Origin of the sequence: Prevotella sp. C561 (genome assembly GCF_000224595.1) — a bacterium.
GTDB lineage: Bacteria > Bacteroidota > Bacteroidia > Bacteroidales > Bacteroidaceae > Prevotella > Prevotella jejuni.
In genome coordinates this window covers 36,786-50,884 of sequence record NZ_JH114149.1, presented here as the reverse complement: position 1 = coordinate 50,884, position 14,099 = coordinate 36,786, and the positions used below count along the sequence as shown (strand labels likewise).

The following is a 14,099-nucleotide window of genomic DNA, read 5'->3' as shown; positions in this document are numbered from 1 at the left end:
CTTTATACGGCTTTAAGCTGTGATACAACTGATAAAAAGAATTTATGACAACCGAGAGAAAAGATAATATCAAGCAAGGATTCATTTATTATGTCCTGTCGACTCTTACATTGGCTATTATATTCTTCTCCTATATCTTTAATGGGCAGAGTACGGAAGTGATGGATTGTGTGGGTTGGATCTACTTTGTTTCGTCATGTATTACGCATGCTGCATTGTTTACGCTTGTTCCTTTTCTTATCCTGCAAGTGCCCTTGTCTGCTGTTGGTTGCCGTCAATGGATTACAAGAACTATTCTTTCAATAGTCTATGCCTTACTGTTTATCATTGCTGTAGTGAATAGTTATGTTTATGGAATCTACCATTTTCATATCAATGGGCTTGTGTTGGAAATGCTAACAGGGCCTGGTGCATCAGAGATCTTTGTGTTTAGTGTGTGGGCATATATGAAGGCCATTGGTCTTGCCTTAAGCTTTGTCTTGCTTAGTATAGGACTGGCTTTCATTGCAAAGTTTATTTCTAAGCGCCTTATAATTAGACATCTCAATCGAAACATATTGTTAACACTACTTAGTTTCGTACTTCTCTCACAAGGAATACATATCTATGGAGGGGCAACGATGCAGAGTTCTATCATTGAGTCGACTGACGTTTTACCTTATTATTTCCCACTTCGCGCTAACAAACTACTGGAGAAATTAGGACTCATAAGCATTGAGAAGATTAATCAAATACAACTGAAAGGAGGCGTGAACAAATTGCGTTATCCATTAGAACCGCTTAAGACGAGTCGTATTGACCATCTTGGTAAACCTAATGAGAAATATAATATCGTCATCCTATGTATTGACTCATGGAATCCACGTACTCTTACACGTGAGTGTACACCAAATATCTGTGCGTTTGCTGACCATGCAGAGACATTCACTAAGCACCTTAGTTCGAGCAACGCAACCAGTGGTGGCATCTTTGGAATGTTCACTGGGATATCTGCATATTACTGGAAAAGCTTCGAATCAAGCTGTATGCAGCCCTTACTCATTAAGCAGTTGCTTAAAGAAGGGTATCGCGTGCAAACTTATCCAAGTGCTACATTAGAGTATCCACCCTTTGCTAAGATGCTGTTCCGTGATGTGAAGGGACTTAACGTAAGTACTCCGGGTAAGACAACGATTGAGCGTGACAACCGTATCACGCATAACTTTATTACTGATATTGATAAATACGATGGTAAGAAACCTTTCTTTGCCTTTGTGTTCTACGATATTGCCCACAATATGGACCTCCCTAAGAGTAAGCAATATCGGTTCAAACCATGCTGGGAGTACGTGGACTACATGAAACTTAACAACGATACTGATCCAACACCATTCTTTAATCTCTATAAGAACTCGGTTGCTGAAGCTGACTCGCTCATCGGTTTGACTCTAAACAAGCTCCGAGAGAAAGACTTACTACGCAATACAGTGGTCATCATAACTGGTGATCATGGGCAGGAGTTCAATGAGAACCATAATAACTACTGGGGTCATGCCTCTAATTATTCGTTATTTCAAGTTGGAACGCCGCTCATTTATTATTATCCCGGCTGTAAACCCGGTAAAAGAAACTATCGAACAACTCATTATGACATCTCTCCAACATTGATGCACAGTGTGTTAGGTGTGACTAATCCGCCTTCAGATTATTCAATGGGGACATATCTTGATGACCCTTCCCCACGTGACTGGCATCTTGTAGGGCATGAACTCTATTATGCTTTTATCCGTTCTGACGGTACAATCATTGAGAAGCAAGGAGCAGGAAACCTAAAGATAATGGACCCAAAGATGCACGTCATACCGAATTATCCGCTCAAACCAAAGGACTTACAAGCTGTTATTCAGAAGATGAATAGGTTTTATAAATAGCATACAGATACTGTTTGGCTATTTAACCAACTGAGTCCATGATTTCTTGTTAAGCGTAAGTTATCAATCTTCCCAGATGTTCTTAATACGGACATCACGCAGAACAGTAAGTACTTTCTTTATCTTACTGCGGAAAAGGTCGGCCTTTAAGCGAGCCGACATATCCTTAACTTCATTATAAGGTTCGCCTCTCTGAAGGATATCACGTAAGAAGGAAGATGAGGTTATACCCCATTTACGAAGGAACTGTGTGCTTCCATCGTTCTTTACTATTCGATGAGTAGAACGTGCTTCGAAGTGATAAACGCGGCTACGGTCTATTCCTTTGAACAGACGAACACCTGCTTTCCATAGCTTAGCAGAGAAGTCTGGGTCAGAATACATACCTGGGCTGAACTCAATACTATATCCCCCTACAAGGTCCCACACGTCACGATGGACGATATTTGGTGGCCATGTCGAACCTTTCCAATCCCCATGTGGCAACGTGGCATACTCCTTCAGCAATCGAGACTCATCAAAGTCGTCAACACTCTCACCATAGTTAGCAGGTGCAATCACGCTCTTATCATAGAAAGGACGTGGCTGAATGAGTGTTGAAGAGAAGAAGAACATATTGTCAGGCAGCTGCTGTATCTCCTCAAATAAGGCTTTATCCCACTCAGGACACACATACATGTCATCGTTCATATATAGGATATAGTCCGTTGATACCAATGGGCGCAACCTATTTAAGGCAAAGCAAACACCTACATTCTCATCAGAAGCTGTGTACTTCAGCCCTTGTTGCTCTACCCACTCACGTGTTCCGTCACTTCCATCATTGATATGAACGAGTATTTCATGCTCATAACAAGAGTTCTTTCTGATACTTTCAATGCACAATTTAAGGAATGACAGATTATTCCAAGTAGGTATTAAAATCGAGAAAAGAGGCTTAACTGTATTGTCCATACTTATTATTGTAGTGTTAACCAAACTATTCCTCACCCGAAGATGAGGCTATTAAAAAATCTAACAATACCACCCGATGTACATAACACTTAGCTATTACAAAGGAAATAGTGCTATATCTTCGCTTATGTTATCTGTTTTATAATAAAGAATATAATGTTCTCTCTTTCAGTTAACATGGTGCAAAAGTACAGAAAAAAATCGTATCTCTGCCCATGAGAAGCTGAAAAAGAGATATTAGTTGTACGTTTCTATGCTTATATCCACTATTGTTTAGTTACTGTTCAGTCCTCCAATACAAGCCAAAATACACCTGTCGCAGTAGGTTGCGGGCTGCCGTGAGTCGCTCAGCTTCCTTTTTATAGGTAGGAACAGACTCTATTTGGTCAACGTTTGCACTATAATAAGTACTGTCTGGCACGGTGGTATCTAAGAGATTATGGCCCATCTTAAAATACTTAGTATCATGGAAAGCAAAGGGAGCCAGCGTCGCTAAGATATCGTCATGGCTTCCCCAACGATTAGTTAGCTTGTTGTAAACCTCCTTCCGTAGGTAAGTTGGCAGGTAGATATAGAGCGGTACGGAGTGTTCATACCGTTTGTCGACAGCATCATAGTCAAGGATAGAACGCACGTTATGGTCGCCTGTGATAACGAGTATCGTATTCTTTGCCGCAGCAGAAGCCTTGAAGCGGTTGAGAAAGTCGTTTAACACCTTATTATAATAGCGAAATCCTGTGAGATACTTATCCAACACCTTACGATTATGCTCTGCAAAGCACTTCTTAGCATAGAACGACTCTGGTAGAGGGGGGAGTTTCAAGTCTTTTGGGAACTCAAAGGGTGGGTGATTGGTTGTTGTCATCACTGCAATCATCTGGTGTTTCTTTGATGGTTTCTCCAGCCTGTCTAACAACGCTTGAAAGAGATATTCGTCGTAAACACCAATGCTATTATAAGTAGCATGAGGATAGTCTTTCAAGAGAGAGAACTTATCATAGATAGCATCAAACTGTTGATGAACCAACGCTTCGGCACAGTTTTCCCATGCAGCGTCCATTCCCGACATGAATGTCGTTGTGTAATTGCTGGCTTTGAAAGGTAGGGCTATCGACGTAGGGAGAGTCTTAAATCGATAAGCCGAGGCAAAGAAGCGTGGGAAAGGGGTAGAGACATAGAGGTTCTCAAGCGATGCTACCGTACCATTCTGTACTGATTGGAAGTTACGAAAGAGTAGGTCGTCCTTGAAATGACGCTCTAATCCGAAATACATCTCCGCATCCTTCTGTTGGAGATTGAACAGATAATTGCTCCAACTCTCGCTATATATGATTACAATATTTGGTTGAGGCTGTTTCAGACTGTCGCCTACTTCTTCGAAGAGAGCATGCTGCAGCGCTGTTAGCGTGTCGTTCTTCGCTATCTTCACTTTCCCGTCTGTGTAGACATCCAGGGCTTCCTGCAAACTCTTGAACTTATATTCATGCAGTAAGTCGTCTGTCTTTGCTATCTTGAAAGCGTTGTTCTTCTCCTTATAAGCCTTTTTTAACATGTAAATAGCATTCGGAACAAGGTCGTTCAGAGGTTTCTGATTTGACACAAACGTGTCTTCTATCTGTAGAGGGAAGCGCCATACTGACCCACGCAGACCGATGACTAAAAAGGCAATATACAATAGGATGGTAGCCGACAGTTTAATGACTTTGAGGCGTGAAGGTCGCTGTCTGCTTGCCGAATGGAGAGCGTTACGAGTGGACGACTTGTCCAACTCAATTTTACGGATAAGTAGAAGGATTGGTAGAAGGATAATAAGAAAGGCGATAGCCTCGTAGACACAGTGATATTCTTCCCATATTGTTTGAATCAAACTCATTGGTCCTTCATTGAAGAAGTCGAAGAATGTGAGGTTGATATGGCTATTGAAATTGGCGTAAAAGCCCATATCAATACCGCTAATAGCCAACAGAAGTGCGCAGACAATAGAGAAATAAAGTCTACGGAACCGACTTAACACACGTTCTGTCCATGGTTTTCTAAGGGCTGCAAAGACGAAAGTTAGAACCGTAGGAAGTAACAACACGTAGCATACTACTTGCACATCAAAACGCAAGCTATTGAATAGTAAGCGAGGAAGAACAGTTAGGTTACTACTGATAATACTCATCGGGACGAACGCAATGGCAAAGCAAATGCGCACGAAAAATAGGATGACAAGGATTATAGCAGAATGCTTTATGAGATATGATAAGTTCTTATACATTATTTCTTTTGACTTATTTCGGGTTTAAGATAGGGTTCTTTCGATAAGAGTGGAGCATCGACAGCCATCGTTTTCGCCGTCATCTCTACTCGTAAAAGGCCTCACGAATAGGCTTCCTTATAGTTTATAATCATTTTTCTTCACGATAAGAAATATTTATTTTCATGAAAAGAAATAATTATTTTCATGAAGAAAAATATTTTTTTTCATGAAAATAATTCGCACTTGACACGCTGTTAGAATATTCAGACACGTAAGAGTGGAAGAGGGAAGGCGGTCTAAACAGCTGTAAAAGAGCTATTTTAGGGGGATTAAATACGGTGTTTTTCAATTCAACACCTAACATCCAACACCCATCACCCACTGTTTTATGTGTATTAACCATTGTGTCTTTCAATACAGCTTGTGTCATGTGGATGGTTTATCTTTTATGTTTATGATGTGAGACGACCAGTAGAATTGCATTCTTTCCGTTATGGTTTTCTATGTTTTCGAGCCCTCCCGCCCCTTTAGTCGATTGTGGAGAGATGTGGTTCTGTTATGTTCTACGAAGTTATGTAAATCATTTCTTACCTTCTTTCAATCGTACTTTACCATCCACCTCTTCAAAGTTTTCTTCAAAGTAAGCCCGTGTACGCTTCCATCTATTGTGACTCCAAAGATAGATTTCAGGCTGACGACGAATCGACTTCTCCAACTCTTGGAAGTAAAGATCGGTTATCTCGTAGTCGGGCAGTCCCTTTGTTTCTTCTCGGATGATGCGAAACTCACAGTTATAATGCCCACGGCTCGTGCGTGTCATGTCGCCATAAACAAAGACTTGGCGTGTGTGCTTCACAATACGTTCGGCCCCTGTGAGCACAGGAGTCTCCTGATTCATGAACTGAATCCAGTGATGTATGCTCCACCAGAAGGGTGTTTGGTCGGAGATATAACCAACGACAAGAGGCTTACCGTTGCGTCCAAATTGTATAATCTTACGTAGTGACTCCTGCATAGGGATACAAAGCGCACCTTGTCGTTCGCGAACATACTTGAAGAGGCGGTCGAAGTATTCGTTTTCTAATGGGTGGTAAAGCTGACAGCAGAGGGCATTGTCCACCCAATAAGGGAGGGAGGTAATCCATTCCCAGTTGCCTAAATGGCCCAAATAGACGCCTGCCGACTTTCCTTCAGACAGAATTCTGTTTAACTCTTCAGTCCCCGTAAAGGTCATACGCTTCATCAGCTGTTCTTTGCTCATTGTTATCAACTTCAGTGTCTCAACAATGTAATCACAGAACCAATGGTAGAAACTTCGTTCTATCAGGCGTAACTCATGGTCAGTCTTCTCTGGGAAGCTGTTCTTAAGGTTCTTCCATATCACCTTGTGGCGATACCTCACCACTCGTGACATTAGTAGATAAAGGCCATCGGAGAGTAGATACAGCACTGGAAAAGGCAGCAGTGCTACCAGATACCAGAAGCCGTAGGCGATGATGTAAAGGGTCTTGTTGAGGGCTCTTTTCATTGATCTTCAGGGTTATTAATCGTTGGGTACATCTTATCGTGTACCATACGATACATATACTGATAGATGATAGCTTTCAGTTCTCGTTCCATCTTTGCCTGCTCAGGCACGTGTCCGAGAAGATTGTGCTTCATCAGTGCGTCGGTTACTCGATAGATAGCTTTAGTCTGTTTACCGTCCCATTGGAGTACATAACCATACTTAACGTATTGATAGATACCGTTCAGATAATTGACAGCCCAAGTGTCCTTCGCCGGTGTATGTAGTAGGTCTTTACCGAAAGCGAGGTATGGTGTTGCGTTATAGCCTATGTGGCATAGTAGTGTTGGCATAATATCAATCTGCTGCGCCACGCCATCTACACGTCCTGGCTTTATCTCTCCGGATGGGTCATATATAATAATAGGTGAACAGAAGCCGCCTATGTCGGTCTTATACTGCTCATGGTCACTCTGGTTGGTATGGTCGCTCGTGAGAACGAAGATAGTATTCTTAAACCAAGGCTGCTTGCTGGCAGACTCAAAGAACTTGCCTATCGCCATGTCGGTATAGCGGATACACTTTTGGATAGGGAGGTGTTCCTCCTTATAGATGTTCTTATATTTCTCTGGAACAACAAATGGGTCGTGACTTGAGACGGTAAAGAGAGCCGTCATGAAAGGCTGCTTCATTTCGCCCATCTTCGCACAGTAATACTGCAGGAAAGGTTCGTCCCAGATGCCCCAGTTGCCATCGAAGTCCTTATCCCCACCAAAGCGAGGGTCTTCGTCATAGTCTTGTCGACCATAGTAGTGCTGAAATCCAATCTTATTAGCAAATGCAAGGAACCCCATAGAACCACGATTAGCACCATGAAAGAAGGCCGTTTGATAGCCCCACTTACTAAGGAGTCCAGGCATACCAGTATAGTTGTTCATTGAAGCTGGGGTCAGGATGAAGGGTTCTCCGAAGCGAGGAATACTGCAGAGGATGGATGGCATGCCATCAATACTCTTACGTCCATTACAGTAAGAGAAGCGGTAGACGAGGCTCTTATCGATGAGTTTGTCTACATTCGGGGTGTATCCCTTGTATTTACCACCGAAGAAGTCACGATTAAACCCTCCTATATACTCACGTCCGAAACTCTCGACAATGAGGATGACGATGTTCTTCTTGTTAGGAAGACGTACGTTTGAGCCTGGTCTTGGAGCCTTATAAGCCATCCACATAATAGGGTTGTAGACCTCGCTGGCAGCCGCCAAGGATGGGAAATAATTAGGGACAACAAAGTCGGACTTGCCTATCGTGCGGATTAACGCAAAGGGGGTATTAAGCACCAAGGCGCAGTCAGTAGGACGTTCTACGTACTGGTTGGCGTTACTGATGGTTATTGGGCGCACACCCGACTGTAGTCCACCTCGACAACCAGCTACGGTAAGGACGGCAGCTACGGCAAGGCATACGAAAAGTTGTGCTCCATAGACTAAGCGTTGACGCAGACTTTTATAGTGACTGTGGTCGGTATGTGGCATAACATACAACTTATTGGCAAGCCAAAGAACAAGAATAAAGATAATGATAAGGTACCAGTGTGTTATAGCATTGTGGAACAAGATGCCAGCAATGTTGTTTTCATTATCAAACTCACGGAACACACTGGTTGTAGTGCGGCGCAATGTGAAAGGGAAATACACCGAATCGGCAAGGTTAATGGCAAGTGAAAGCGCATTAACAACCATGAATATCCACTTACAAAACCTGTGATAGGCTTGGTTCTCCTTCCTCCATAGCGGCAAGAGCATCATTACAATGTAGAGAATATGCGTATAAAGGATAGCTGTTGTATCAAAGAGAAGACTTCCTCTCACCCACATCCAGAGTGAAGAAGCGCTAAGTCCGTCGATGAAATAACTGTAATTGACAAAAAAGTATGTCAATCGTGCTACAAAGAAAATGGCATACGCCAATAGCAAGTTGAGCACTAATGCTATTGGCGAACCAAATGTTGTTGTTAATAATCTCTTCATATCTTTCAATCCTTTTGGACCTTTATATCTCTTGCATGTCATGTAGTTTCTTGTAGTAACCTTCGATGTCCATAAGCTCATCGTGCGTTCCCCGCTCTACAATCTCACCTTCATGCAGTACGCAAATCTCATCACTATTCTTAATGGTAGATAGGCGGTGGGCCACTGCTATGGTCGTTCTTGTCTTCATAAGCTTATAGAGTGCATCCTGTACAAGGCGTTCGCTCTCCGTGTCGAGGGCTGATGTAGCCTCGTCAAGGATAAGGATAGGTGGGTTCTTAAGGATAGCACGCGCAATACTCACACGCTGACGCTGTCCGCCAGAGAGGCGTCCTCCACGGTCGCCGATGTTTGTGTCGTATCCTCTCTCACTCTGCATGATAAACTCATGAGCGTTGGCAATCTTCGCCGCTTCGGCTATTGCCTCGTCAGTTGAGCTGACTCCGAAGGAGATGTTGTTCTTGAAACTATCGTTGAAGAGGATTGCCTCTTGGTTTACATTACCTATAAGCTGGCGGAGATCATGTACTCCTAAATCCTTGATGTTTATTCCGTCAATGAGAATTTCACCTTCTTGTACATCGTAGTAACGTGGGATAAGGTCGAGTAAGGTGGACTTTCCACTACCGCTCTGGCCTACCAAGGCTACGGTCTTACCCTTTGGGATAACGAGGTTGATATCCTTTAATACCCAATGGAGCTCTGGGTTTTCCTCGTCATCTTTACCATCAGTATAGGCAAAGCTGACATGACGGAATTCAATCTCATGTTCGAAATTATCGATATGGACTGGTTTTTCAGGGTCATTTATCTTTACTTCTGCCTTTAGAATCTTATCAATACGCTCCATAGAGGCAAGTCCTTTAGGGATGTTATAGCCTGCACGGGAGAATTCCTTTAATGGATTGAGAATGCTGTAGAGGATAACAAGATAATAGATGAAGGTTGGTCCGCTGATAATCGGATATTGTCCTAATACGAGAGTACCGCCAAACCATAGTACAACAACTATCATGACTGTTCCAAGGAACTCACTCATCGGGTGGGCTAATTGCTGACGAATGTTCACGCGCATGATGTCGTTGCGGTATTCTGAGTTGATCTTATCGAAGCGTTCATTCATCATTCCCTCAGCACAAAAGGCTTTGATGACTCTTAATCCGCCTAAGGTCTCTTCTACTTGGCTCATTGTGTCACTCCATAACTTCTGGGCTGTCATACTGTTCTGCTTTAGCTTTCTACCAACAAAGCCCATGAACCATCCGAAGATAGGTACGAAGATGAGCGTGAAGAGTGTCAACTGCCAAGAAATAACAAGTAGTGTGATGAAATAAATGATAATAAGAACAGGGTTCTTAAAGAGCATGTCGATAGATGACATGATGGAGTTGTCAACCTCTTGGACGTCACCACTCATACGGGCGATAATGTCTCCCTTCCTTTCCTCGCTGAAGAAGCCTAAAGAAAGGGATGTTATCTTCTCATAGAGTTGGTTACGTATGTCACGAACTACGCCTGTTCTGATAGGAATGATTGAGGCAGAAGATAGGAAATAGGCTCCTGTCTTAAGGAAAGTCATAAAGGCAAGAATTAAACCGATGGCCAACAAGACGGTTGTTGGTCCCCAACTGGTGATGTATATCTGCGTGTAATAATCTGCATTGTTCGATAACACCTCCTTAAAAGAGCCTTCACTCCATGACATTGCACGCATCGCACCCGTTCCTGCATCTACCTTAAAGAGTATTTGAAGGAGTGGGATAAGGGTTGCAAAGGAGAATATGTTGAGAAAAGCTGACAATATATTGAAAATGATTGACAGCACAAGATACTTCTTATAGGGCGGTACGAACCTGCGTAAAACGTGTATAAATTCCTTCATCAACTAATCTTCTTATCTGTTTATCAGTTCTGCAAATATAGCTATAAATAGTAAAACCGCAAAAAAGATTTGCGGTTTTATATCCATACATATAGTATATTTACACTTCTTCTCCAAAGAGTGTGGCACTTGTTGAGCCTGTTATGCGTACACGGACGGTCTCACCAATATGGTGATTGCCCTTTGGCATGACTACAGCCTTGTTCTGTGGCGTACGTCCCATTAGCTGTTCACGACTTCGTTTACCAAAGCGCTCGATAAGAATATCAAACTCTTTGCCCTCGTCTTTCTTGTTCTGTTCGGCAGAGATCTCGGTCTGAAGGCGAATTAACTCATTCAAACGGCGTATCTTCTCTTCCTCAGGAACATTGTCGGGGAGGTGCTTTGCTGCGTAAGTACCTGGTCGTTCAGAGTACTTAAACATAAAGGCTGAATCGAAGCCTACCTCTCGCATTAATGAAAGCGTTTGTTGGAAGTCTTCTTCTGACTCGTTGTGATATCCAATGAAGATGTCAGTTGTCAGTCCACAGTCTGGTATAAGCCTACGAATAGCAGCCACTTTCTCAAGGTAATCCTCACGAGTATATTTGCGATTCATCACCTTCAACACACTATTACTACCACTTTGGGCAGGGAAATGGATATGGTTACAGAGGTTAGGTTCGGTAGCTACCGCCTCAATGATGTCCTCTGTCATATCTTCTGGGTTGGAAGTCGTGAAGCGTACACGCATGTCTGGAACGCTTTGTGCCACCTTATGCAACAGTTCTGCAAATGAAACGCCATTCTCAGGACGCTTACCATTAGGCAACAAGCCGTATGAGTTGACATTCTGACCTAATAGTGTTACCTCCTTAAAGCCTTTATCATGTAAATCTTTAACCTCCTTCAAGATGCTTTCCACATCTCTTGAACGCTCCCGACCACGGGTAAAAGGCACGATGCAATAGTGACAGAAGTTATTGCAACCACGCATGATACTAACGAAGCCTGACACTCTATTGCCACCAATACGCTGTGGGATAACATCACGATAGGTCTCCGTAGTAGAGAGTTCGATATCCATAGCATTCGTGCCGTTCTCACACTGCGCTATCATATCAGGTAAGTTTAGGTACGAATCAGGCCCACAAACAAGGTTGGCATGGTGGTTTTGGATCAAATCGTTCCTTACTCGCTCTGCCATACAGCCCAACACGCCTAAGATAAGGTCACGACCTTTCTTCTGCTCAGCGTGCAATGCCTCCAAACGGTTGTATATCTTGTTCTCTGCGTTCTCACGTACAGAACAGGTGTTAAGGAAGATTGCGTCTGCTTCCTCCTCTTTTTCGCATACGTCATAGCCTGCCATTTTCATGACAGAAGCCACCACCTCTGAGTCTGCCACGTTCATTTGGCACCCGTATGTCTCAATATATAGTTTCTTCATTCTGCTGTTATCTCGAAAAATTTAGCATGCAAAGTTACTAAATTTATCGCATACAACCGAAGAACCATCTGACTATTTGATGCTTAACAATGCCTGACACGTTCTTTTTTGCAAAACTTACAAAGTCCTTTACGGCCTTTATCGGATATTTTCCGTACCTTTGCAGACTGAATGGACACTGTCTTAACAAATAAAGGATAGCTACAGGTCAGCTAAAGCATAGGGTTTAGTCTACGAAAGGTTACAGATAGCCTGACTGCTTGATAACTGCCTGGTAATGACAATAAAACAATGAACAAAAATACAAATGATTATGAGATAATGGCACCTGTGGGCTCTCGTGAGTCGCTTGCAGCTGCCATCAACGCTGGAGCTAACTCTGTTTACTTCGGTATAGGGAAGCTGAATATGCGTTCACATTCGGCTAATCACTTCACTATCGACGACCTCAAGGAAATTGCCGAGACCTGTAATGAAAAGGGAATACAGACTTATCTGACTGTAAACACTGTCATCTATGGCGAGGATATTGAGACAATGCATGAGATTATCGATGCTGCTAAGGCTGCAAATATCACCGCTGTCATCGCCAGTGACGTTGCTGTAATGATGTATTGCCGTCAAGTGGGGGTTGAGGTTCACCTCTCAACACAGCTGAATATCTCTAATATTGACGCCCTGAAGTTCTACGCTCAGTTTGCTGATGTTGCCGTATTGGCTCGCGAGCTGAATATGGATCAAGTGAAGGAGATACACGAGCAGATTATCAAACAGAATATCTGCGGACCAAAGGGACAGCCTGTTCGTATTGAGATGTTCTGTCATGGTGCTTTTTGTATGGCCATTTCGGGTAAGTGTTATATGAGTCTTCACGACTCTAACCGCTCTGCCAATCGTGGTGCCTGCACCCAGATATGCCGCCGAAGTTACACGGTTACAGACAACGAGACGGGCAATCAGTTAGAGATAGACAATAAGTATATAATGAGTCCAAAGGACTTAAAGAGCGTACGCTTCATTGACAAGATGATGGACGCAGGTGTTCGGGTGTTTAAAATAGAGGGACGTGCACGTGGACCAGAGTACGTCCACACCGTTGTTAGCTGTTATAAAGAGGCTATTGAGAGTGTTCTTGATGGTAGCTTTACCGAAGAAAAGAAGGACAAGTGGGACGAACGGCTCTCAACAGTCTTCAATCGTGGCTTCTGGGATGGCTATTATCAAGGACAGAAGATGGGCGAATGGACCAAAGACTATGGTAACAAGGCTACTGAGAAGAAGGTTCTTATTGGCAAGGTGATAAAGTACTTCTCACGTCTTGGTGTGGCTGAGGTGGCCGTTGAGGCTAATACTTTCGTAAAGGGGGAAAAGTTGCTTATCACAGGTAACAGTACTGGTGCTATGTTCCTCAATGCTGAAGAGATTCGATACGAGCTTAATCCTGTTGATAAAGCCGAACAAGGATGGCGTGTTTCTATCCCTGTTCCCGACAAGGTGCGCCCGAATGACAAGCTATTTAAGCTGGTAGTAAATTAATGTAGAATACGTATTTCAGAGGTGATAACAATGTTCTCTGAATTAGATAAACTGATAGTACAATGACAATAAACGAAGCGCAAGATGCAGTAATTGGTGAGTTCGAGGACTTTACCGACTGGATGGACAAATACCAAATGCTCATTGATTTGGGTAATGAGCTTGAACCATTAGACGAAAAGTACAAGAATGAACAGAACCTCATAGATGGTTGCCAGAGTAGAGTATGGCTACAGTGTGATAATGTAGAGGGTAGACTCGTCTTTACAGCCGACTCTGATGCACTCATCACAAAGGGTATCATCGCTCTTCTCATACGTGTATTGAGCAATCATACACCACAAGAGATTATTGATGCCGACCTCTATTTCATTGATAAGATAGGCCTTCGCCAACATCTATCACCAACCCGCAGCAATGGACTACTCTCTATGGTGACAAAGATTAAGGCGTATGCAGTAGGCTTTAGCTTGCAGTAAAAGAAGTCATCTCCAACCCCTCTGACGGGGAGGGAGGGCTGATAAAAAACATATACAGGCTAACATTCTAATTTATAAGGCGCTTAAAAGAACGCTCCACTATATCGGGCTATCTCGCTATTCACGCTCT

General features: G+C 43.0%; 9 protein-coding genes. 3 read left to right on the top strand and 6 right to left on the bottom strand.

Features of this window, described 5'->3' with window-relative positions; genetic code table 11:
* Window positions 1-44 precede the first annotated feature (44 nt).
* Window positions 45-1,910 carry a DUF3413 domain-containing protein gene (locus HMPREF0666_RS11235; protein ID WP_009012471.1) on the top strand — a complete coding sequence of 622 codons (1,866 nt, stop codon included), beginning with the start codon at window positions 45-47 and terminating at the stop codon, window positions 1,908-1,910.
* 63 nt (window positions 1,911-1,973) lie between these two features.
* Here the strand turns inward: HMPREF0666_RS11235 and HMPREF0666_RS11230 are convergent, their stop codons facing one another.
* The 6 genes from HMPREF0666_RS11230 to miaB all read right to left on the bottom strand — a co-directional run bounded on the left by HMPREF0666_RS11230 (window position 1,974) and on the right by miaB (window position 11,954).
* Complete coding sequence (locus HMPREF0666_RS11230) at window positions 1,974-2,864, bottom strand: glycosyltransferase family 2 protein (RefSeq protein ID WP_009012470.1); 891 nt, start codon at window positions 2,862-2,864, stop codon at window positions 1,974-1,976.
* 277 nt (window positions 2,865-3,141) lie between these two features.
* The gene (locus HMPREF0666_RS11225) at window positions 3,142-5,124 is read right to left on the bottom strand and encodes an LTA synthase family protein (protein WP_009012469.1); all 1,983 of its coding nucleotides are present in this window, start codon (window positions 5,122-5,124) and stop codon (window positions 3,142-3,144) included.
* Window positions 5,125-5,686: 562 nt separating this feature from the next.
* The gene (locus tag HMPREF0666_RS11215) at window positions 5,687-6,634 is read right to left on the bottom strand and encodes a lysophospholipid acyltransferase family protein (protein WP_009012467.1); all 948 of its coding nucleotides are present in this window, start codon (window positions 6,632-6,634) and stop codon (window positions 5,687-5,689) included.
* Complete coding sequence (locus HMPREF0666_RS11210) at window positions 6,631-8,643, bottom strand: LTA synthase family protein (protein ID WP_009012466.1); 2,013 nt, start codon at window positions 8,641-8,643, stop codon at window positions 6,631-6,633. The genes HMPREF0666_RS11215 and HMPREF0666_RS11210 overlap by 4 nt, the downstream gene beginning before the upstream one ends.
* Before the next feature lie 22 nt (window positions 8,644-8,665).
* Window positions 8,666-10,525, bottom strand: coding sequence for an ABC transporter ATP-binding protein (locus HMPREF0666_RS11205; RefSeq protein ID WP_009012465.1), 1,860 nt, complete (start codon window positions 10,523-10,525; stop codon window positions 8,666-8,668).
* Between the two features lie 100 nt (window positions 10,526-10,625).
* Window positions 10,626-11,954, bottom strand: a complete 1,329-nt coding sequence (gene miaB / locus HMPREF0666_RS11200) for a tRNA (N6-isopentenyl adenosine(37)-C2)-methylthiotransferase MiaB (RefSeq protein ID WP_009012463.1) — start codon at window positions 11,952-11,954, stop codon at window positions 10,626-10,628.
* A 291-nt stretch (window positions 11,955-12,245) separates the two neighbouring features.
* Between miaB and HMPREF0666_RS11195 the strand changes: the two genes are divergently transcribed.
* Entirely contained in the window at window positions 12,246-13,490 is a 1,245-nt protein-coding gene (locus tag HMPREF0666_RS11195; RefSeq protein WP_009012462.1) for a peptidase U32 family protein, read from the top strand.
* A 62-nt stretch (window positions 13,491-13,552) separates the two neighbouring features.
* Window positions 13,553-13,969 (top strand): SufE family protein, encoded by a 417-nt coding sequence (locus tag HMPREF0666_RS11190; RefSeq protein ID WP_009012461.1) that lies wholly within the window; start codon window positions 13,553-13,555, stop codon window positions 13,967-13,969.
* Window positions 13,970-14,099: the final 130 nt, after the last annotated feature.

Bases quoted from the DNA above. Each gene is read 5' to 3' on its own strand.
- HMPREF0666_RS11235 (WP_009012471.1), top strand. From the start codon at position 45: ATGACAACCGAGAGAAAAGATAATATCAAGCAAGGATTCATTTATTAT.
- HMPREF0666_RS11230 (WP_009012470.1), bottom strand. From the start codon at position 2,864: ATGGACAATACAGTTAAGCCTCTTTTCTCGATTTTAATACCTACTTGG.
- HMPREF0666_RS11225 (WP_009012469.1), bottom strand. From the start codon at position 5,124: ATGTATAAGAACTTATCATATCTCATAAAGCATTCTGCTATAATCCTT.
- HMPREF0666_RS11215 (WP_009012467.1), bottom strand. From the start codon at position 6,634: ATGAAAAGAGCCCTCAACAAGACCCTTTACATCATCGCCTACGGCTTC.
- HMPREF0666_RS11210 (WP_009012466.1), bottom strand. From the start codon at position 8,643: ATGAAGAGATTATTAACAACAACATTTGGTTCGCCAATAGCATTAGTG.
- HMPREF0666_RS11205 (WP_009012465.1), bottom strand. From the start codon at position 10,525: ATGAAGGAATTTATACACGTTTTACGCAGGTTCGTACCGCCCTATAAG.
- miaB (WP_009012463.1), bottom strand. From the start codon at position 11,954: ATGAAGAAACTATATATTGAGACATACGGGTGCCAAATGAACGTGGCA.
- HMPREF0666_RS11195 (WP_009012462.1), top strand. From the start codon at position 12,246: ATGAACAAAAATACAAATGATTATGAGATAATGGCACCTGTGGGCTCT.
- HMPREF0666_RS11190 (WP_009012461.1), top strand. From the start codon at position 13,553: ATGACAATAAACGAAGCGCAAGATGCAGTAATTGGTGAGTTCGAGGAC.